General features: G+C 37.2%; 19 protein-coding genes and 1 riboswitch. Of the genes, 12 read left to right on the top strand and 7 right to left on the bottom strand.

Annotation, left to right across the window (positions count from 1 at the left end; genetic code table 11):
* The first annotated feature begins 265 nt into the window (after positions 1-265).
* Both AC3CH7_RS09515 and AC3CH7_RS09510 read left to right on the top strand, forming a co-directional pair.
* Positions 266-2,008: an ABC transporter ATP-binding protein gene (locus AC3CH7_RS09515; protein WP_031417076.1), complete on the top strand. Its 1,743-nt coding sequence runs from the start codon at positions 266-268 to the stop codon at positions 2,006-2,008.
* Positions 2,005-3,738 carry an ABC transporter ATP-binding protein gene (locus tag AC3CH7_RS09510; RefSeq protein WP_012294860.1) on the top strand — a complete coding sequence of 578 codons (1,734 nt, stop codon included), beginning with the start codon at positions 2,005-2,007 and terminating at the stop codon, positions 3,736-3,738. The genes AC3CH7_RS09515 and AC3CH7_RS09510 overlap by 4 nt, the downstream gene beginning before the upstream one ends.
* A gap of 180 nt (positions 3,739-3,918) precedes the next feature.
* On the opposite strand, the gene AC3CH7_RS09505 is transcribed toward AC3CH7_RS09510, so the two are convergent.
* On the bottom strand, positions 3,919-4,287 hold the full coding sequence (locus tag AC3CH7_RS09505; RefSeq protein WP_488381792.1) for a hypothetical protein: 369 nt from the start codon (positions 4,285-4,287) through the stop codon (positions 3,919-3,921).
* A gap of 226 nt (positions 4,288-4,513) precedes the next feature.
* On the opposite strand from AC3CH7_RS09505, the gene AC3CH7_RS09500 reads away from it, so the two are divergent.
* From AC3CH7_RS09500 to AC3CH7_RS09490, 3 genes are all read left to right on the top strand, one after another.
* Positions 4,514-5,269, top strand: a complete 756-nt coding sequence (locus tag AC3CH7_RS09500; RefSeq protein WP_012294858.1) for an SDR family NAD(P)-dependent oxidoreductase — start codon at positions 4,514-4,516, stop codon at positions 5,267-5,269.
* A gap of 25 nt (positions 5,270-5,294) precedes the next feature.
* Positions 5,295-5,729, top strand: coding sequence for a MarR family winged helix-turn-helix transcriptional regulator (locus tag AC3CH7_RS09495; protein WP_031417081.1), 435 nt, complete (start codon positions 5,295-5,297; stop codon positions 5,727-5,729).
* A 316-nt stretch (positions 5,730-6,045) separates the two neighbouring features.
* Positions 6,046-6,819 (top strand): IclR family transcriptional regulator, encoded by a 774-nt coding sequence (locus tag AC3CH7_RS09490; RefSeq protein ID WP_012294856.1) that lies wholly within the window; start codon positions 6,046-6,048, stop codon positions 6,817-6,819.
* A gap of 22 nt (positions 6,820-6,841) precedes the next feature.
* Here the strand turns inward: AC3CH7_RS09490 and AC3CH7_RS09485 are convergent, their stop codons facing one another.
* Together AC3CH7_RS09485 and AC3CH7_RS09480 are read right to left on the bottom strand one after the other, a co-directional pair.
* Positions 6,842-8,056 carry an aminotransferase class V-fold PLP-dependent enzyme gene (locus AC3CH7_RS09485; RefSeq protein WP_099805342.1) on the bottom strand — a complete coding sequence of 405 codons (1,215 nt, stop codon included), beginning with the start codon at positions 8,054-8,056 and terminating at the stop codon, positions 6,842-6,844.
* A 14-nt stretch (positions 8,057-8,070) separates the two neighbouring features.
* On the bottom strand, positions 8,071-9,156 hold the full coding sequence (locus AC3CH7_RS09480) for a M24 family metallopeptidase (RefSeq protein ID WP_036216691.1): 1,086 nt from the start codon (positions 9,154-9,156) through the stop codon (positions 8,071-8,073).
* A 303-nt stretch (positions 9,157-9,459) separates the two neighbouring features.
* Between AC3CH7_RS09480 and AC3CH7_RS09475 the strand changes: the two genes are divergently transcribed.
* The 6 genes from AC3CH7_RS09475 to AC3CH7_RS09450 all read left to right on the top strand — a co-directional run bounded on the left by AC3CH7_RS09475 (position 9,460) and on the right by AC3CH7_RS09450 (position 17,015).
* A complete protein-coding gene (locus AC3CH7_RS09475) occupies positions 9,460-10,398 on the top strand; it encodes an LCP family glycopolymer transferase (RefSeq protein ID WP_012294853.1) in 939 nt (312 codons plus the stop codon).
* Positions 10,399-10,745: 347 nt separating this feature from the next.
* On the top strand, positions 10,746-10,856 hold the full coding sequence (locus AC3CH7_RS09470) for a hypothetical protein (RefSeq protein ID WP_031417084.1): 111 nt from the start codon (positions 10,746-10,748) through the stop codon (positions 10,854-10,856).
* A gap of 161 nt (positions 10,857-11,017) precedes the next feature.
* Positions 11,018-11,578: a signal peptidase I gene (gene lepB / locus AC3CH7_RS09465; RefSeq protein ID WP_031417085.1), complete on the top strand. Its 561-nt coding sequence runs from the start codon at positions 11,018-11,020 to the stop codon at positions 11,576-11,578.
* 698 nt (positions 11,579-12,276) lie between these two features.
* A riboswitch (purine riboswitch) is annotated at positions 12,277-12,376 on the top strand.
* A gap of 217 nt (positions 12,377-12,593) precedes the next feature.
* Positions 12,594-13,784, top strand: a complete 1,191-nt coding sequence (locus tag AC3CH7_RS09460) for an MFS transporter (RefSeq protein ID WP_031417087.1) — start codon at positions 12,594-12,596, stop codon at positions 13,782-13,784.
* Positions 13,785-13,874: 90 nt separating this feature from the next.
* Positions 13,875-14,162: a hypothetical protein gene (locus tag AC3CH7_RS09455; RefSeq protein ID WP_012294849.1), complete on the top strand. Its 288-nt coding sequence runs from the start codon at positions 13,875-13,877 to the stop codon at positions 14,160-14,162.
* A gap of 246 nt (positions 14,163-14,408) precedes the next feature.
* Complete coding sequence (locus AC3CH7_RS09450; RefSeq protein WP_036163968.1) at positions 14,409-17,015, top strand: cation-translocating P-type ATPase; 2,607 nt, start codon at positions 14,409-14,411, stop codon at positions 17,013-17,015.
* 182 nt (positions 17,016-17,197) lie between these two features.
* Here the strand turns inward: AC3CH7_RS09450 and AC3CH7_RS09445 are convergent, their stop codons facing one another.
* The gene (locus AC3CH7_RS09445; RefSeq protein WP_012294847.1) at positions 17,198-17,674 is read right to left on the bottom strand and encodes a DUF3231 family protein; all 477 of its coding nucleotides are present in this window, start codon (positions 17,672-17,674) and stop codon (positions 17,198-17,200) included.
* A 107-nt stretch (positions 17,675-17,781) separates the two neighbouring features.
* Positions 17,782-18,480 carry a cupin domain-containing protein gene (locus AC3CH7_RS09440; RefSeq protein WP_488381709.1) on the bottom strand — a complete coding sequence of 233 codons (699 nt, stop codon included), beginning with the start codon at positions 18,478-18,480 and terminating at the stop codon, positions 17,782-17,784.
* A 249-nt stretch (positions 18,481-18,729) separates the two neighbouring features.
* Here AC3CH7_RS09440 and AC3CH7_RS09435 point away from each other — a divergent pair, with 249 nt between their 5' ends.
* Complete coding sequence (locus tag AC3CH7_RS09435) at positions 18,730-19,071, top strand: YolD-like family protein (protein ID WP_031417090.1); 342 nt, start codon at positions 18,730-18,732, stop codon at positions 19,069-19,071.
* 106 nt (positions 19,072-19,177) lie between these two features.
* On the opposite strand, the gene AC3CH7_RS09430 is transcribed toward AC3CH7_RS09435, so the two are convergent.
* Both AC3CH7_RS09430 and AC3CH7_RS09425 read right to left on the bottom strand, forming a co-directional pair.
* Entirely contained in the window at positions 19,178-19,654 is a 477-nt protein-coding gene (locus tag AC3CH7_RS09430) for a GNAT family N-acetyltransferase (RefSeq protein ID WP_488381708.1), read from the bottom strand.
* Positions 19,655-20,338: 684 nt separating this feature from the next.
* Positions 20,339-20,476, bottom strand: a complete 138-nt coding sequence (locus tag AC3CH7_RS09425; protein ID WP_080695212.1) for a YjcZ family sporulation protein — start codon at positions 20,474-20,476, stop codon at positions 20,339-20,341.
* Positions 20,477-20,565 lie beyond the last annotated feature (89 nt).

The raw sequence follows: 20,565 nt of genomic DNA, 5'->3' as shown, positions 1-20,565 counted from the left end.
TTAATCACAGCTACATACATTGTCCATGCCTAACGCTTATTTAAGATTGCACACAAAGGTATGGATTTCATCCGGCCTTTTATAAGAGACACATGCTCTTTTGAGGGGTATGTGTCTTTTTTGGTGCCTAAAAAGGTTATAGTAAAAATCAAAAAAGGAGTGTATGTTTATGCGAAACACTGTACGTCGAATGATTTTCAAAAAGGAATTTCTAGAAAGTGGGTAGCAATGCCACAACAGCACGGAAGAAAGAAGGTAATTATGTATGTTTGATGTTTTAAGTAAATTAGGCTGGTTCTTTAAACGCTATTGGAAACAATATACAGTCGCGATTGTGCTATTGATGATTGCTAGTGGGTTAGAGGTTGTTCCTCCATATTTACTGGGCTCAATTATTGATATTTTGACAGCAGGTGAAATGACGCCAGCAATTTTAACAAAGTATGTGTTTATTTTTATCGGGATCATTATTGGGGGCTATCTGCTGAATTTTGTGTGGCAATTCCGACTATTTGAAGGGGCTATTAACCTTGAAAAAATTTTACGTCGAAATTTGATGCAGCATTTTTTACGTATGACTCCAACCTTTTATGAAAAAAATCGCACAGGGGATTTAATGGCTCGGGCAACAAATGACTTAAATGCCGTTTCCACTACTGCTGGGTTTGGAATCATGACGTTGATTGACTCAACGATTTATATGGGGTTTATCATTTTTGCGATGGGCTATATGATTTCTTGGAAGTTAACACTATTTGCCATGCTACCAGTTCCTATTATGGCCATCCTCATTCAATATTTAGGGAAAATTGTACATGAACGTTATATGAAGGCTCAGGATTCTTTTGGGGAATTGAACGATAGTGTCCTTGAATCAGTAGCAGGTGTGCGAGTAGTACGTGCCTATGTGCAGGAAAAAAAGGATGAGGCTAATTTTGCGGATATGAGTGAAATCGTTTATGCAAAAAATATTCATACAGCTAAAATTAACGCTTTATTTGGCCCTATTACTAAAGTGGGTACAGGAATCAGTTATGTTGTTGCGCTTGGGTATGGTGCTCATTTAGTAGCGACAGAGGCCATGACAGTAGGGCAACTTGTAACCTTTAATGTCTATTTAGGATTAGCGGTTTGGCCAATATTTGCCATTGGCGAGCTGATCAATGTCATGCAACAAGGGAATGCATCACTCGATCGTGTGCAGGAAACGTTAAACTACGAGGCGGATGTTCGAAATATTCCGAATCCACAAATGATTGCGACACCTAAAGCAATTGGATTTGATGATTTAACTTTCCAATATCCTATGAGCCAAGTGAAAAACCTACAACAAATTTCACTGTCATTGAAAAAAGGGCAAACACTTGGAATTGTTGGAAAAACTGGCGCCGGGAAAACTACCTTCCTCCGTCAATTATTACGAGAATATCCAATCGGTCAGGGACAGCTTTCCATTGACGGTATTGATATTACTGCTCAAACGAAGGAGCAAATTCTTGATTGGATTGGCTATGTTCCACAAGACCATGTGTTATTCTCCCGTACCATTCGTGAAAATATATTATTCGGGAAAGAAGATGCGACGCAGGCAGAATTACAGCAGGCGATACGGGCAGCGTATTTTGAAAAGGATTTAGAAAATCTACCAATGGGTCTTGAAACGCTTGTAGGCGAAAAAGGTGTATCTCTTTCGGGCGGTCAAAAGCAACGTGTATCTATTGCTCGTGCGCTAATTAAGGACCCTGAAATTTTAATGCTTGATGATTCACTGTCTGCTGTTGATGCGAAGACAGAGGCAAGAATTATTGAAAATATTCAGCGAGAGCGTGATGGAAAAACAACGATTATTACCACACACCGATTATCGGGTATTCAACATGCTGATATTATTATCGTGTTGGATGATGGGCAAGTTGTTGAGCAAGGAACACATGAGGAACTTCTTTCACGACAAGGATGGTACAAGGAGCAATTTGACCGTCAGCAGCTAGAAGGAGGTGCCTCATGAGTACGAGTCAACGTTTAATGCGCTATGCAATGTATTTTAAAAAGCCTATTTTTCTAGGCTTATTCTTCCTGACAATCGCCGTTTTTACGGAGCTTGTTGGGCCATTTATTGCTAAACATATTATTGATAATTACATGACGATTGGTCATATTGAAATCAAACCGATTACGTGGTTGCTAATTGTTTATTTACTATTAGCCATTGCTACGGCGATATTACGCTATTTTATGTATATTTATTTACAAATTGGTGCAAATCGGGTTGTTCAAAAATTACGTAAAGATGTTTTTGAGCATATACAAACTTTACCGATCCAGTACTTTGACAATCTACCAGCTGGCAAAATTGTTGCGCGTGTTACAAATGATACAGAGGCGGTTCGGAATTTATATGTACAGGTACTCTCCAATTTTGTGACGAGTTTCATATCCATTTTTGGCGTTTATATAGCACTCTTCATTTTAAATTGGAAAATGGCAATGCTTGCTTTAACGATGATTCCTATTGTGTATTTATGGATGATTTTATATCGAAAAGTTGCTTCCAAATATAATGATGTTATCCGTACGAAAATTGCTGATATTAATGCCATGATCAATGAATCTATCCAGGGTATGACAATTATTCAAGCATTCCGACGTGAGCAACAAATGACAAAGGAATTTGATGATATGAATAACGAGCATTACGCTTATGAGCGAAAGCTGTTAGTTCTTGATTCGGCTACTTCCTTTAACCTTGTCAATACTTTAAGGCTCATTATGTTTACCGTCTTTATTGTCTATTTTGGTACACAATCATACACAGCCACAGAAATCATTTCAGCGGGGACATTATATGCGTTTGTCGATTATTTAACAAAGCTATTTAATCCTATTACGAATATCGTGAACCAATTTTCTCAGCTTGAACGATCCCTTATTGCAGGGAAACGGGTGTTTGAGGTGCTAGATACAGATGGTGAGCCTGTCTCAGAAAAAAGTTTACCAAGATATAAGGGCAATGTCCTTTTCGAGGATGTTTCATTTGCTTATAAAGATAATGAATATGTACTTAAGAACCTATCATTCGAGGCACATCAAGGCGAAACTATTGCCTTAGTTGGTCATACAGGCTCAGGGAAAAGTTCGATTATGAATTTATTGTTCCGCTTCTATGATCCATCGAAAGGTAAGATTTCCATTGATGGCATTGATATTACATCTGTTCCTCGACAAACTATGCGGGAGCATATGGGAATTGTGCTTCAAGACCCTTATTTATTCACAGGAACCATTGCCTCCAATGTGAGCTTAAATAATCCAAACATTTCTCCAGAGAAGATTAAAGATTCTTTGAATGCTGTTGGAGGAGAACGTGTTTTAGCGAATTTGCCAAACGGATATGATGAGCCTGTAATCGAGAAAGGAAGCACATTATCTTCAGGACAACGTCAGCTCATTTCCTTTGCAAGAGCACTTGCCTTCGATCCTGCTATTTTAATACTGGATGAAGCAACATCCAATATTGATACAGAGACAGAGGAAATTATTCAGCATGCAATGGATGTCCTGAAAAAAGGACGGACAACGTTTATTATTGCCCACCGACTTTCTACGATTAAAAACGCAGATCGAATCCTAGTGCTAGATCGAGGGAGAATTGTCGAGAATGGCACACATGATGAATTGCTTGAGCTTGGCGGTATTTATGAAAAGATGTATCAAATGCAAGCCAATTCCTTACAATAATTTAAATAATAAAATCTTGCGGGTCAGACCGTAGATAAGAGCCATCGAGAATGCATTCTCGATGGCTTTTGTCATTTTCTCTCAAGACGCTCATGGAAAAGAAAAAAGAAAGACTATAGGCAGCTCAAACGTTTTAGCGTTGATCTATAGTCTAACTTCTATTAAATCAGGGTATTTTATTCATTTCACATATTTCAAGACATTGATAAAGAATAATAAGACGGAAAGGGCTACGGCAATGCCACCACCAGAAACGAATAGCTCAAATAACCACCTTGGCACATCTAGATAGACCATCATCATGCCAACTAATAGGAATGGTAGGCCAATATTGTATAGCCAGAACTGTGCTTTGGCGAGACCTGTTTCCGCAGCATCTATATAAGTCGAATAAATGAAACCTATGAATCCAGTAGTCAGCCAACCTACCACACCAATATGAGCATGTGTCGTTTTCCATTGAAGTTGAACAGTATAATGCATAAACAGTCCAAAAGCAAAAACAATCAATAAATACAAGACTGAGAGCTTAATCCATTTAGCACCCATTTTCAACAACTCGCTTCCTGAAAGTGAACTTAGCTTGCTGCTACAGTATATTCGTGTCAAATAAAAATGATGCTTGGATGTATTTGAAAATAAATGTTGTTTGCTGTTTTTTTACAGGAGTGGGATAGGCCCTATGACGAAGAGAACGGAGCGAACAAATTAGTTTAAAAATAAATAGTTTAATGTTAAACTATATTTAAATAGACATGAAGGAGATGTGTTATGAATGGGTAAATTAGATAACAAAGTAGTCATTATTACTGGTGGTGCAGGTGGTATTGGTAGTGGTATGGCTAAAGCAATGGCAAAGGAAGGTGCCATTGTCACGATTGTTGACTTAAATGCAGAAGCAGGCGAAGCAATGGAGAAAGAGTTACAACAAATTTCTCCGAAGTCTATGTTTTTGCAAGCAAATTTAATGGAACGGGATCAATTACCAAAAATTATTGATACAGTTGTAGAAAAATACGGTAAACTAGATGTGCTAGTTAATAACGCTCATGCTGCGAAACAAGTTACAATAGAAGAAACAACACAAGCGGATCTTGACTTATCTTTTGGAACAGGTTTCTATCCGACATTCTATTTAATGCAAGCGGCATTACCTCATTTAAAAGAAACACAAGGTAATATTATTAATTTTGCATCTGGGGCAGGTATTCAAGGCCATGAGACACAGGCAGCCTATGCTGCTGCTAAGGAAGCGATCCGAGGCATTTCTCGAGTTGCTGCAAATGAATGGGGCAGATTTGGTATTAACGTCAATATCATTAGCCCACTTGCAGATTCACCAGGTGTACAAGCATGGGCAAAAGCACAGCCAGAGTATTATGAAGCAGTGAGAAGTAAAATCCCACTAGGTCGTTTTGGTCATATTGAACAGGATATTGGACGAGTAGCTGTCTTCTTAGCTTCCGACGATTCACAATACATTACAGGTCAAACGATTATGGTAGATGGTGGTTCATTAATGCTTCATTAATCCTAGGCGTTTGAGGAGGAATTTTTTGAAACAGACAAGTATTTTTAAATTGATTCATATGATTGAACAGGTGAATAACGCCAATATTATTCGTTTTACAAAAGCGTTTCCTTATCCATTAGGAATTTCACCGATTTTAGTATTAAATGAGCTACATGTAAAAGGCCCTCAAAAACAGGCTGAACTAGCTGAAACCATTGGCTATACAAAAGGAGCAATGACAAGCATTGCTGAAAAATTAGTCAAACTTGGCTTAGCAGAAAGGCTGTATGATCCATCTGATCGCCGCACTATTCGCCTTGACATTACCGATGAGGGAAAAATAGCCTTATCAAAGGCTCAATCCATAGGGAAAGAAGTCTTTGTACAACTATTTGAAGTATTAGATGATACAGAAATCGCCCAGTATTTACAGATTCAAGAGAAGCTAGTACAGGGCATTCAAAATAAAAATGAATAGAAAAAGTTGTTTCATGTAAGAAGATCTAACCAGATCAACTCACCTCGATTAATTTTATGGAGGTGGGTTGATTTTTTTATTGGTTATTTATGCTAAAAATAGTAGGTAATATTTTGTTTATTAATGGGGGTCCCATATGAAGATGAAGGCATACGCTCAAGACAGCCAATTAGAATGAAAGTAAGCCAGCTAGAAGTTCAACCGGTCACCTAATCGTTTTACATCTAATTGTAAAATAGTTGAATTTATTGAAAATTGTCCGCCTTCATTTTATAATACAATTACGGTTCTATTATAGAGACATATGAGGTGTAAAATGACATTAAAAACATTAGATAACTCATTAGAGGTTCTAAAATATTTTAATAAAGAAAATCCTACTTGGGGTGTTCGAGAATTAGCGAAAGAAATGAACATTAGCCACTCTATTATTTATAGGATATTAGCAACATTTGAACATCAGGGTTTTCTAATTCAACACCCTGAAACAAAGAAGTATGAACTTGGACTTCGTTTTCTAGAGTACGGTCAAATGGTAAAGGATAAATTAAATCTTTCTGATTTTGTGTTACCGATTATGAAAAATCTAGCTGAAGCCATTAAGGAATCCGTATTTTTAACATGGCTAGATGGCACAGATGGTGTGACGGTAGAGATTGCAGAAAGTTCTCAAACTATTAAGTTTTCTGTGTCGATTGGCACACGCACACCTTTACATATCGGAGCATCCTGTAAAACAATCATGGCTTTTCTTCCAGATGAGAAGAAAAAAGAGATAATGGATCATGGCATGAAAAAAGTAACACCGGAAACAATTACAGATCCAGATCAAATGTTAGCGGACTTAGAGAAAATTCAACAGCAAGGCTGGTGCTTTACGACGGGAGAATATTCTCACTCGGTATTTGGGGTAGGGGTCCCTCTTTTTAATAGCAAAAAAGAGGTGATTGCTTCACTAACAATTGCAGGTCCTATTTATCGAAAACCAACGGAGGAAAAGCTACCTGAAATGATTAATGTTCTTCAGTATGGCGCGATGAATATTCAGCGATATTTTGATCAATATAGCTTTAAATTGTACCAAGAATAGGGTGAAAAAGAGCCCGAGATAGTTAATGACTACCTTGGGCCTTTGTTTTGGTTAGTTCTATAAATTCCTTGATGCTGGATACGGCGCTATCGATTTCTTCAAACGTATTAAAATAATGAGGAGATAAGCGAGCCATTTTACGAATATGATTGCGCTCCATGATGGTATTAGCCATAAATGTCCCAGCTTCTATAATGATGCCTCGATCCGCTAAAAAATTTGTCACATCATCTGGAGATATTCCCTCAATATTAAACGGTGTAACCGATAATCGATATTCACTATTTTGAGGGCCATAGAGGACAATGCCTGGAATCGTTTTAAGCTGCTCTATTAAATACTTCGTCAGCTGTTGAACACGCTGATAGATCAGTTGTATACCAATGGCATTTGCGTAATCGATGGCCGCCCCTAACCCTAATATACTTGGAATAACAGGACAGCCTGGCTCAAAACGTTTAGCTGTTTCAACAAATGAATAATCGTTGTTTTCATAATCCCAGTTAGTGCTACCCCAGCCGATTATAATGGGATCAATGGTTGAAATCAGAGCTTGTCTTACATATAAAAGACCAGAGCCTTCTGGACCACGTAGCCATTTTCGCCCACTAGCAACTAAAAAATCACAGCCTAGCTCTGCCACATCGATAGGGAGTAAACCCACTGTTTGATTGGCATTAATTAACGTAAGCACACTGTATTGCTGGGCAAGCTCACAGATTTCCTTTGCTGGCTGAAGAGCACCAGCCGCGTTTGACATGTGGGCAAAGGCTATTAATCTTGTATGAGGCGTGATGAGCTGTTTAAGCTCTTGTAAGTCCACCATATAGTCCGTATTCGTTTTCAAAACTTTTAAGCGAACCCCTCGTTGCTGAAGGGCAAGCCAAGGTACATGGTTACTTAACATTTCAGTATCAAGTACAATCACCTCATCATCTATTTTCCAATCTAAGCCTCCTGAAATATAATTAATCGCCATTGAACCATTTGGTACAAAGGCAATTTCTTCTTTTCTTGCACCGATAAATAAAGCTGTTTTTTCCCGAATTTGCTCCACCTGTTCATACGTTTCTTTCCGAAAAGAAGGTAAATAGGGGCCGATACTTGCCTGTTTTTGAAGGTAACTTGTCATCACATTCACTACAGGCTGAGGCATGGCAGAAGCGGCAGCTGTATTCAAATAAATATATTGCGCTAGAAGGGGCATATCCTTTTGAATGGTCCTCATATTTATCATTGCATGCACCAGCCTTATAAAATGATTAACTCTTTTGAAAAGGTCATTAAATTCTCATAACTATTGTCAGTAACTAGTAGGTTATCCTCGATACGAACTCCACCAACATTCGGTAGATAGATCCCTGGCTCCACAGTAAATGCCATGCCTTCTTCTAACACTATTAAATTACGTTGCATTAAATAAGGTTCTTCATGTGCGCTTAAACCAATGCCATGACCAAGTCGATGTGTGAAATAGTCACCATAACCACCATTCCGGATAATTCCTCTTGCAATACCATCTAGGTCTTGAGCAGTCATCCCTGGTTTAATAGCGTCTATGGCTGCTTCATTGGCTTGTTTAACAAGGCTATAAATGTTTTGTAACGTTGGTGATACATCTCCTAAAGCTACCGTTCTAGTCATATCAGCCACATAGCCCTTATAAATAGCACCAAAATCAATGACAATGAATTCGCCCGCCTCAATTTTTTTAGTACTTGCTCTGCCGTGTGGGAGTGCACCACGATAGCCTGAAGCAACGATCGTACCAAAAGGTGTTCCTTCTGAGCCACGACGTCTCATTTCATATTCTAATTGGGCTGCGACTTCCATTTCTGTCACACCGGCTTGAATCGTTGGTAAAGTAGCTGCAAGACTTTCCTCAACAATTTGTACAGCCTGTCGCATAAAGGCTATTTCCTGCAGTTCTTTTTTCATGCGTAATTCGCGTATACTCTCACCAATATCGTATAAATTTTCATATGTAAGCATTTCAATCGATTTCTGCTCATGCACATGCATAATGTCAAATTCTACACCAATGGTCTGCAATGGTCCCAATTCTTTTTTTAGCTGCTGAATCGCCTGTTTGGGCCCTTCCTCATCAGAATAGGAAAAAATAACACCACCATAGCTAGGATCAATTTTATTTAGTTCTACTTGTGGCAAAAGAAAATATAAATCATTATGAGCTGTTATGACAGCGAATGTTAGACGTTCACTTTGCTTGAGATGAAGACCGGTAAAATAATGCATGTTTGGCCCGGGTACTAAAATAGCTAAATCCACGTCCTGCTGCATACGGGAAACTAACTTCTCTCTTCTTGTTTGGAACATAGTGATTCCTCCTAAAAAAGTAAGCAATAAAATCTATAGTAAATCGTTTCTATTATAGAGACGTTGTACCTTAAAAACAGTATAAATCAACAATAATGAATTTTCAATTTATTAAAATGGCGAAACATATAATGAAGAAGGAAATGAAATAACAAATGTGGGAATAGATTGGAGTAAATAAAGTAAATACTAGTGTACGTCTTTTTTTCGTCGAATATGCATATAAGTAGACTAGATAAACTTTTTTCCAACTTAATACGTCAAAAAGAGGGGCAAAATTGTTAAGCAAGAGAGGACTAACGTATGGAAAAAAATATGAAACGCTCTAAAGAGAAAAAGAGCAAGAAAAAATTATGGCTGTGGATTGTTGGTAGCCTACTAACTATTTTTTTAATTTTTATAGGAACTGCCTACTTTACCATCCAAAAAACTATGAACAAAATAAATACACCACTTTTACAAACAACAGATGCAGCACAGCTAGAAGAAAAAACAGTGATTAAAAAAGAACCTTTCTCGGTTCTGATGCTCGGTGTAGATGAACGAAAGGATGATAGTGGACGTTCAGATACGATGATTGTGATTACTGTGAATCCTGAAAAGCAAACCATGAAAATGCTTAGTATTCCCCGTGATACTCGTACAGAAATTGTCGGTCATGATACCGTTGATAAAATTAATCATGCCTATGCTTTTGGCGGTGTTCCAATGGCTGTAGATACGGTAGAAAATTTTCTAAATATACCGATTGATTATTATGTGTTTATTAATATGGAAGGTTTTTTACAAATTATAGATACGCTTGGTGGCGTAACCATTAATAATGATATGGATTTAACCTATGACGAATATCATTACCCAAAGGGAGAAATTACATTAGATGGTAATGAAGCACTTATTTTTTCACGTATTCGTTATGAGGATCCACGAGGAGATTTTGGACGTCAAATTCGACAACGTCAAATTATTGAAGCGGTTATGAAAAAGGCTTCAACTCCGTCTACCTTATTAAAGGCAACAGATATGCTGACGGTTTTAGGTGATAATGTTCGCATGAACTTCTCTGTAAAAGAGCTTATTCAGCTTCAAGGTATTTATAAGAAAATGGATAAGGATATTGAGCAATTATCGTTTGAAAAGGGTGATGGTGAAAGAATTAACCGCATTTGGTACTACATTCCGAACGAGGAAGAGCTACAAAAAATACAAGCCGATCTAAAAAACCATTTACAAAGCAAGTAAGCTTTTGCTTTCAACAAGTGATAACATACATGTAAAATTTTTGGCCATGAAGGGAGGGAGATGAATGAATGGGAGGACCCAGGTCCTTAGGTATACAGCTCTTAATCATTGCATGCAAAGCTATGTACCTAAACGCAAAATGCGAAGAAATCCAGTCCGATCAACTATCAGAGGCCTACAAGTATTATGTTTAAAATTGTTTATGTAGTGCATTAAAAAATCATTCATGTAGGGTGCATGCCTAGTTGAATGATTTTTTTTGACATCAATCATTTATCTATATTTCTTGAAATATCTGAAAATTCGTTGTATACTGACATTAGAAGTGGTTAAAAGGAGTGATTGTGATGATTATAGGCACAATATTGTTAGCATTTGCATTACCAGTGGGTATCATATTAGCAGTAGATTTATTGAACGAGCAGCAACAGGTTGCTTCACAATCTAGCCATTCTTAATTGTCAAATGAACAGAATTAGATACAATTAGATATTAATAGACAAGGCTACTTAGTAGCCTTGTCTATTTTTTATGGCGAATGAAACAATTTCTGTGATTCATTCGTCAATGAAGTATAGAAAATGTTATACTATTAAAAAAACAGTATCGGGGAATGAACATGCAAGAGGAAAAAACAACAAACTTTAAAAAAGAAATACTATCCTACATCAAAATTATTGTTATTACAGCAATTGTCGTATTAGGCTGTAAGCAATTTTTATTTGCGCCCATTAAAGTACAGGGGGCATCGATGTACCCAACCTACCATGATAAAGATATTATAATTGTCAGTAAAACAAGTAAAATCGAGCGTTTCGATCAAATTGTTTTCCAATCACCTGTAGAAGATGAGCTATATATTAAACGTGTCATCGGTTTACCAGGTGATAAGGTGGAAATGAAAGATGATGTATTGTATGTGAATGGCAAAGCCTACAATGAAGATTACGTCAATCGTGAAACAGATGATCCTAACCAATTACGCATTACGGAAAACTTTACATTAGAGCAATTAGTGAATGAAAAAGAGGTGCCAAAGGGCATGTATTTTGTGCTTGGAGACAATCGCCTAAAAAGTAGTGATAGTCGCCATTACGGTTTAATTTCAGAGGATGCTGTTTATGGTGAGTCAAAGCTAATCGTCTATCCATTTAAGCATTTTCACGTTGGCTCAAAATAAGAAATAAGTAAGTGGCCACTTCATAGTGGTCTCTCAGACTATAGACAAACGCTCAATGAATGTTGAGCTTGCCTATAGTCTTTTTCTTTTACCATGAATTAAAGTAATCCGTTGCTATACACTACAGGCGAAATCCATTAGTTCCTAAAAATCATTGAGTGACAACTACTTGGACATGGCAAGTAGATGAAGAGAGAAGCTATGCTCAAAGAGTATGTTGAATTCAGCCGTAATTTTCTCAATAATGGAAATGAAGGAAAAAACAGAAGCCATTGAGAGTAACGTCTCGATGGCTAGTCTACAGTCTAAGGGGTTACTTAATAGTGGCCTCTTTCTTTATTTGATAGTACATCTTTACATATTTTGTCAGAAGGATAATAGACACATATCATTGAATTTTCAACGGTTTCTTTAATAGGGGGTTGATTATTTTTTATAGGAGAACTGAGAGCGGGTTCTTCGATTGTGAGCTCTTCTGCTACTAATTCAACACCATAAAATAGTAATAAAAAATAGCATAAAAATCCTACTATTCGCAAACAATCACCTCGTAAAATAGATATTGTATGTTATTATGTATGGTCAAATTCATCAAAATATAAGCAAAAAATCAAAATTTTCTCTCTAGCAATCGAAATTTTTATGAGACTGATTCTATGAAAAAAAGTATTGTCAATGAAATTTTGGTGTGCTACTATAGCTAAAGTAAATATTTGAACTGTATAACCTCAATAATATGGATTGAGGGTCTCTACCAGGAACCATAAAATCCTGACTACAAAACTTTGTTTCATTTTTGTAGTCAGGATTTTTTTATTTGATTGAGCCTATGATGTTGATAAAGAAACGTCTTCGGTATCAGGCTTATGCAGCCTCGGACATAGGAAATAGATTTTACAAAGGAGCTTATTGTGGCAAGTCCCTATGCAAAATTTGGATTCCTATGATGTAGAGGTATCAAGGCTATTAAAAAAATCTCCTATAAAAATGAAAATGTAACGAAAGGGAGATTACAATGAATTGGAGAGTTTATATTCTTGCAGTGACTACCTTTGCGGTAGGTTTAGTTGAATTAATCGTAGGTGGAATCCTACCCAATATTGCAGAGGATTTGCACGTTTCGTTAGCAACTGCAGGGCAATTAATCACTATTTTTGCACTTGTTTATGCGATTTCTGCGCCTGTCCTACTATCTTTGACAGCCAAGATAGAACGGAAACGCTTATTTCTTATATCTTTATTTATTTTCACATTAGGTAATTTAATGACCTTCTTTAGCACAACGTTCACCGTTGTCTTAATTGCACGAATTTTTACAGCGATGAGTACAGCCTTGGTCATCGTGCTATCATTAACCATTACAACGAGAATTGTAGAGCCAAGACATCGTGCAAAAGCACTGGGGCTTGTTTTTATGGGCGTAAGCTCTGCACTTGTTATCGGTGTGCCAATGGGGATATTTATTACGGAAGCTTTCGGTTGGAGAGCCGTATTTTTAGGCATTAGCATTCTTTCGACAATCTCAATGGTTTTAATAGCTTTGTTATTAGACAAAATGCCAATCGGAGAAGTCGTACCACTGAAGAAGCAAATGAAATCATTGGCGAATTTAAAAATTCTTACAGCACAATTAACGACTTTGTTTATGCTAGCAGGTCATTATATGCTCTACGCATATTTAACACCATTTTTAGTCGAAGCCTTTGATATGAATGCTTCATGGATTAGTATTTGTTACTTAATCTTTGGTATTGCCTCTGTCAGTGGTAATGCTGTAGGTGGCTGGGTGAGCGATAAAATCGGGACAAGTAAAGCCCTTATTTTAATCGTCTCTACATTTGCGGTTGTCCTGTTCAGTATTCCTTACACAGTCATTGCCTTACCGGTCTTTTTACTGTTTACCGTTTTATGGGGGGCATTAAGTTGGGCTTTAACACCACCATTACAAAATTATTTAATTCAAGCAGATCCTCAATCATCCGATATACAGCAAAGCTTAAATACAGCAGCGCTCCAAATTGGGATTTCCATTGGCTCAGCGCTAGGTGGTGCCGTATTTGCCTTTACTGGATCTGTCATGCATTTAGCAAGTTTCGGAACTCTATTAGTTCTCTGTGCTTTAGGATGTGCTATCTTCTCCATTAAAAGAGCGCCAGTCTCACAAGAGCATTCTGCGGAATATCCGTCAGCGCAGCACCCTTCATAATAAATGGTGGAATTATCCAAAAATGATTCTGCTATAGCAGGACAATAGCGGTTTGATAGCGAATGTAAGGATAGAGGAGGTTGGTAATAGATGCAAGTAGATTTAACCGATTTTCAACATGTCAAAGTCATCGCAACGATTGATCAAACTTTTTATAGAAATGTTGGTGCTATCATACTATATGAGGAGGATTCACACACATTATCTGTACGAAAATTGACACGAAAAACAGTCGATCAATATATACCAACAGACGAACTCGAACACTTTACGTTTGCCTCTCATGCTGATGCCATTAAGTTCACGCACAAACTTACACGCATGAGTGCCTTGGATTACTTATTAGTGGCCCATAAAGAGAGACCCATACAATCATAACTGCCTTTATAAAAGCATTGGGAAAGCCATTCCCGGTGCTTTTTTTGTTTAAATGAATCTATTTGAGTGTTCTCTTTAAAAATTAATTTCTCACTAGTTTATTATCATACTCTAGTTATCTATGGAATAGATTGTTGTAGTTAATGAATTTCACACAGACTTAAGAAGTTTGAGATTATAAGGTGCCTATTATTTTCCAGAAAATAGTCTACCACCTTTAAATCTTGTGAATGGAAGGAGAACCCTATGACTGAATATCATCAACAATCGTCTACTGAAGTCATGAAGATATTGAATGTCACCACAGAAGGCTTGTCCGATGGGGACGTTCAAAAAAGACAACAAGTCTATGGCTATAATGTATTAGAGGAAGGTAAAAAGATTAGTACATGGGCAGTTTTTATGGGCCAATTTAAAGATTTATTAGTCATTATTTTACTAGTTGCTGCCTTCGTTTCCTTTCTACTAGGAGAGGTAGAAAGTACAATTGTCATTATGATTGTTGTCTTTCTAAATGCTATTTTAGGCACGGTACAGCATGTTAAAGCAGAGCAATCTTTAGACAATCTGAAGGCACTAACCTCACCTATTGCCAAAGTAATGAGGAATAATCAGCTTATGGAAATTCCTTCTGAGGAGATTGTGGTGGGGGATCTTCTTATTTTGGAGGCTGGCGATTACATCAATGCGGATGGCAGACTATTGGAAAGTCATAATTTGCACATCAATGAAAGCTCTCTAACCGGAGAATCAATTGCCGTTGCCAAAAGTACTGAGCCTATTCGAAAAAACAATGTTACGATTGCAGATAAGAAAAATATGGTGTATTCAGGTAGCTTCGTCACCAATGGACGAGGGATTGTAATGGTTACAGCTATCGGGATGCAGACTGAAATAGGGAAAATCGCAAATTTACTCGATACAGCAAAGGAAAAGAAAACACCCTTACAAATTAGCTTGGACCAATTTGGTGAAAAATTAGCATTAGGTATTACAATCATTTGCTTAGCCATTTTTACAATTGACCTTATTCGCGGACGAGCTTTAGTAGAATCCTTTATGTTTGCAGTATCTCTAGCTGTCGCAGCTATTCCTGAGGCTTTGAGTTCCATCGTTACAATCGTTTTAGCATTCGGCACACAGAAGATGGCCAAGGAAAATGCGATTATTCGTAAGCTCTATGCGGTTGAAAGCTTAGGAAGTGTATCTGTTATTTGTTCTGATAAAACGGGTACTTTAACAGAAAATAAAATGGTTGTACAGGAAGTCTTTGTCGATCAGAAAAAAATTCCTCATGATTGGCTAAACCCAACAAATCCAGTGGAAAAAGAGCTGATGGTTAAGGCACTTTTATGTAGTGATGCTGTTGAGCGTGATCAGAAGGAAATTGGTGATCCGACAGAAATAGCGCTTGTAAAATTAGGGAAGCAGTACGGCTTAGATGAATTGATGATTCGCGAGCAATATCCAAGACTGGCTGAAATTCCATTTGATTCGGCGCGAAAGCTTATGAGTACTGTAAATCAAATAGATAAACGGCCTGTTCTGATTACCAAAGGGGCATTAGATGTTCTCTTACCTAAAGTGACTAGAATAAAAACGGCAGCAGGCATTTTTGAGATGACAGCTCAGCATCGTCAAAAAATCGAAGCGGTCAATCATGATTTTTCGAGGAATGGTTTACGGGTGATAGCCATTGCCTATAAAGATGTTTTACCACAGCAAACAATTGATACAAGAGTGGAAAAGGATTTAATATTTGTCGGCCTAGTGGCTATGATGGACCCTCCAAGAAAAGAGTCCAAAGAGGCAGTGGAAAATTGTATTAAGGCAGGCATTAAGCCAGTTATGATTACGGGTGACCATAAAATTACGGCCACAGCGATTGCCCAACAAATTGGGATATTAAAAAATCCAGATGAAGCCATTGAAGGACATGCTCTCGAAAGATTCACAGATCAAGAGCTACAGGAAAAAGTAGATGATTACTCTGTATATGCCCGTGTGACACCTGCTCAAAAGATCCGTATCGTCAAGGCGTGGCAGGATAAGGGACATGTTGTCGCAATGACGGGGGATGGCGTCAATGATGGACCTGCATTAAAACAAGCAGATATCGGGGTGGCAATGGGAGTGACTGGTACAGAGGTAGCAAAAGATGCCTCGTCTATGATTTTAACTGATGATAATTTTTCAACGATTGTCAAGGCTATTGCCAATGGTCGTAGCATTTATACAAATATTAAAAATGCCATTTTGTTCTTATTATCAGGAAATGCGGGAGCTATTTTTGTAGTGTTGTATGCCACAGTCCTTGGCTTACCAGTTCCTTTTGCGCCCGTCCATCTATTATTCATTAACCTATTAACAGATAGCCTTCCAGCAATCGCAATCGGATTAGAGCCGAATAATAAGAAAACGATGAAGGACAAGCCTAGAAATGTTCATACCCCTCTATTAAATAAATCATTTACGACACAGGTGGTGCTTGAAGGAATTTTAATTGCCATCTCCACCATCATTGCTTTTCAAATTGGATTATCAACTGGCGATACATTAACGGCAAGTACAATGGCGTTTACAACACTTTGTTTATCAAGATTAGTGCATGGCTTTAACTCCAGAGCCAAACAATCGATCTTTACGATTGGTGTATTTTCGAATAAATATGCATGGATTGCATTTTTAATCGGTGTCCTAAGCTTGCATATTGTATTGTTTATGCCAATGCTAACAACGGTCTTTGAAGTGGCTCCATTAACAATGGCCCAATTAGGCTTTATTTATAGTCTATCCGTGTTACCGTTCCTCGTAAATCAATGGTATAAGCTCCTGTTTGTAAGAAGTCGATAGAAGAAGATTGGATGTTAAAACCACCTACATATAACGAGTAGGTGGTTTTGCTATTGTTTAATGAGATCGGAGATGTTAAGTGAGATGCACAAGCTTAAAATGTACAAAAAAAACACACTATTAAAAATTGATTTAATAATGTGCAACGTAATGGATGGTTAGCATCATCCATCATGCCATTTTTATTGGGCTGGCGCTAGTAGCCAGCCTTTATTCTTACTGAGTTCAATCAATTTAGACCCAAGTATAGCATAGCGCATATGGAGTTCACCATATTTGGCAAGGTGCTTTTGCTTCACTGACAATTCCAATGCTTGGCTTACAGCAACTAAAGAGGAAGCAATATTCATAGATATAATGGCACTAATTTCGCTATCATGAATGATGGATTTTCCACGGATATCCGTTATTTTCATTTTACTGAATGCCAAAGTTGGAGTGGGGGCAAGCACGCCATTTTCCTTTAATAACAATGTCAGCTGTTTATTTTCCTCTTTTAAACATTGAATAAATTCCAAAATCATAATCTTTAATTTTTTATCCCGGGTATGATTAAAAAATCCATGGCTTGAGGCAATATAGCTTTGATTGACACCGAGCTGCGACCAAAGTCTAAACATTTCCTTAAACTGTAATGATGCTAGATTGTCATTTATCATCGTTATTGTGACACTTCCTAACTCCTAGTATTTATCTAAGATTAGGATGGAACAGTTTATGACATTCTATTCATCTTTTACAATAAAAGTTTAATACAAGGGGCATTTTAATAATACGTGCCATACGGATACATATGTGGGGAAGGGTAATGGTATGGATATGGATAAGGGTATTGGCATGGTTTCGGCTTCTTTTGCGTGCACGAAGAATTATCAGTTGCTGATTCTACACGATTACAGCTTTTTGGTGGTCCAATGTAAGTAGATGGAACAATCGGTGCAATAGTTTTCTTCCATTGTTCCTCATCTAAACAATAGGTGTGCGCCATTATATTCGCTGGTGTAAATTTCAATATATCGGAGCCTAAAATAACCTCTGGTGTTGGAGCATCAAAAATAGCTAGTAAATGGGTGTTATCTTCTGTGGCAATCTCATAATGCCACCAGCCCTGTGGGATATTGGCTACTTGCCCAGGCTTAATCGGGTAGTTTTGAAGTTTTTTTGTAAAGGGATTTAATAGGGAAACCGTTGCTGCACCAGAAATACAATAGACAAGCTCAGCTGCATTTTGGTGATAGTGTGGCTCAATAACATTATCTTTGCTTAAAAAAATATCCAGTAAAGAGGTATTTTCTAACGTATTTAATTGCTCAACACCAAGAATATTAATGTAATTTCGTGCATCTTTTTTAAAAAGCGTACTTTTGTTGACATCAAAGGTGAACTCTGCAGAAGGCGATGTATAATCGACATTTGTGTTAATACTTACATCCTTTCTCACTAAAATTGTGATATTCATCATCATCACAGATTATGATTGAAATGTTTATAGACTTATACAAATGCCTAGCGTTTGTCTAGAACTCCTCGCAAGCACATGCTAGAGAAATTGTATGAAATTACCACTGCTATTAAAGAACGTATGTGCGTATACTAAAAGGAACGTATGTTTTGTTTTGTGGGGAATGGAAATTTTAGCATAGTAGCCATGACTTTCAATGTTGAAGTTTTCTCGCAAACGTCCCCCGAAACATAGTAGAAAGGATGAGACAATTTGATCAAAGATCGAGGAGCCATGAAATGGACATCGATGATGCTTCCAGAGCATTTAATGCTTTTGAAAAAGTGGAAACAAGAGGTACTGACAGAACCGCCAAGGGAACGTGCAGAATGGGAACTGGAGGAATTACAGCAAACCATCACGCATGCATTATCGCAACGTAACTATATTATGTTAACTATTTGGGAAGAGGCTAATTTTGTACAATATGGTGGCATAATTAAAGGGATGAACGAGTTGGAGCTTCTGCTAGAAACAATTACAACAACGAAGCATATCGCATTGAAACATATTTATGCTGCATATATAGAAGTGGATGGCAATAACGGTATTTAATGCAAAATCAAGTAAATGATATTCGTGCAGATCATCGTATGAATGGTACGATTCCAGCGGATGACAAAGTCACTCATTTGAACATCGCAAATGAGTGACTGTCTCCTTATAGGTGCAATTGCATCACTATTTGCTCACCAATTGGTCCCATTCGTCTTTCACCATTATCTTCAAAACCTACGTTGGTATACAAATTCTGCGCAGCGATGTTCTTGTGATTTACCACTAACACTACTTCGTTAAATTCTTTAAATTCAAGTTTGACAAAGTCAGCCAGTAACAGCATTGCTTTTTTTGCATAACCCTTTCCTTGCTGTTTATGGTCCATAGATAAAGCAGTAAGTAACATCGCCTGAGGATTACTAGAATATTCCTGTACTCTTTCAGTGGCATGAAGTACGAAAAAACCAACAGGTATTGTATTACTTAAAATCACAATAGGGTACTGTCCAACTTTTTCGATTGTAATCTCTTTTGGTAAGGCAGTAAATCGGTGCTGTTCTGCTGGCAATTCAAACTCATTTAACTGCTCTACATAGTCTTCTGAAAAATGTACTAATTCAATGTTAATTGTGTCTTGCATAAACAAGCCTCCTTTTTTATTATTGTATATATAGAACAAATGTTCGTCAAGGGAGCTTGTTTAATCATCATGCGAGCCAGAGTTCTTTTACACTATAAATTACCAAAAAATAAAATAAAAGAAACACTCACAATTAGAATCAGTGTTAAAGCCATTGTCACTATACCTCTCAGCAAGGTCGCTAAATTTCTGACATCTTTCATTCCTACAACACTTAGGTAGAAACATACGATTGACAATAACAATGTCAGTGTCAATGGGTGAAGATGGACATAGGTAACAAAAAAGTCTTTTAAGGAACCGGACAGAAAAAATAATAAGATGCAACCTAAAGATAAAATAAAGGACCAGAAATTTAAATTAATTCCCATTTGTTTCCTCCTCTCTACTAAAACGATATTTCTATAAAATCTATAATAGAGTAAAGGATGCAAAAAGAGGCCACTTGGATGTAAGTGACCCCTAGAACCAATAAAGGAGTGTCATGTAAAGTAGAAAGAACTTTACAATACTATTATTATGTTAAGTTATCAATTGGATATAGTTATCTATCTTCAATGGCATAAGAAATATAATTTGCTTATCTCATGATAGGTATATCATGAGAGGGAGGGAAATAAAAAAGGCTTTGAGCTTCTTCATCATTAGAAATGACCAGAAGCTAAAGCCTTAAGATGATGACCATTAGCAAATGAAACTTGCGCCAACAATAATAAGTAGAATAAATAGTACAACGATTAGCACGAAAGTTGAACTGTTACCATTGCCGTCATTTCCGCCACAATAGTTATTAAAATTACCTATATTTCCACAGTATCCCACAAAGGACACCCCCTCTCTCCCTATCTATTGTATGTATAAGATTCAAATGGAGGAGCGATCATCATCCAAGTAACTAGTATTAAAATGGT

The sequence above is a fragment of the Lysinibacillus sp. F12 genome (genome assembly GCF_057773605.1).
The sequence above is the reverse complement of the archived record's forward strand: the minus strand, read 5'-3'. Positions and strand labels throughout refer to the sequence as shown.

Bases quoted from the DNA above. Each gene is read 5' to 3' on its own strand.
- AC3CH7_RS09455 (WP_012294849.1), top strand. From the start codon at position 13,875: ATGCAAGTAGATTTAACCGATTTTCAACATGTCAAAGTCATCGCAACG.
- AC3CH7_RS09460 (WP_031417087.1), top strand. From the start codon at position 12,594: ATGAATTGGAGAGTTTATATTCTTGCAGTGACTACCTTTGCGGTAGGT.
- AC3CH7_RS09480 (WP_036216691.1), bottom strand. From the start codon at position 9,156: ATGTTCCAAACAAGAAGAGAGAAGTTAGTTTCCCGTATGCAGCAGGAC.
- AC3CH7_RS09450 (WP_036163968.1), top strand. From the start codon at position 14,409: ATGACTGAATATCATCAACAATCGTCTACTGAAGTCATGAAGATATTG.
- AC3CH7_RS09470 (WP_031417084.1), top strand. From the start codon at position 10,746: ATGATTATAGGCACAATATTGTTAGCATTTGCATTACCAGTGGGTATC.
- AC3CH7_RS09505 (WP_488381792.1), bottom strand. From the start codon at position 4,287: ATGGGTGCTAAATGGATTAAGCTCTCAGTCTTGTATTTATTGATTGTT.
- AC3CH7_RS09445 (WP_012294847.1), bottom strand. From the start codon at position 17,674: ATGATAAATGACAATCTAGCATCATTACAGTTTAAGGAAATGTTTAGA.
- AC3CH7_RS09475 (WP_012294853.1), top strand. From the start codon at position 9,460: ATGGAAAAAAATATGAAACGCTCTAAAGAGAAAAAGAGCAAGAAAAAA.
- lepB (WP_031417085.1), top strand. From the start codon at position 11,018: ATGCAAGAGGAAAAAACAACAAACTTTAAAAAAGAAATACTATCCTAC.
- AC3CH7_RS09500 (WP_012294858.1), top strand. From the start codon at position 4,514: ATGGGTAAATTAGATAACAAAGTAGTCATTATTACTGGTGGTGCAGGT.
- AC3CH7_RS09430 (WP_488381708.1), bottom strand. From the start codon at position 19,654: ATGCAAGACACAATTAACATTGAATTAGTACATTTTTCAGAAGACTAT.
- AC3CH7_RS09515 (WP_031417076.1), top strand. From the start codon at position 266: ATGTTTGATGTTTTAAGTAAATTAGGCTGGTTCTTTAAACGCTATTGG.
- AC3CH7_RS09490 (WP_012294856.1), top strand. From the start codon at position 6,046: ATGACATTAAAAACATTAGATAACTCATTAGAGGTTCTAAAATATTTT.
- AC3CH7_RS09485 (WP_099805342.1), bottom strand. From the start codon at position 8,056: ATGATAAATATGAGGACCATTCAAAAGGATATGCCCCTTCTAGCGCAA.
- AC3CH7_RS09440 (WP_488381709.1), bottom strand. From the start codon at position 18,480: ATGATGATGAATATCACAATTTTAGTGAGAAAGGATGTAAGTATTAAC.
- AC3CH7_RS09510 (WP_012294860.1), top strand. From the start codon at position 2,005: ATGAGTACGAGTCAACGTTTAATGCGCTATGCAATGTATTTTAAAAAG.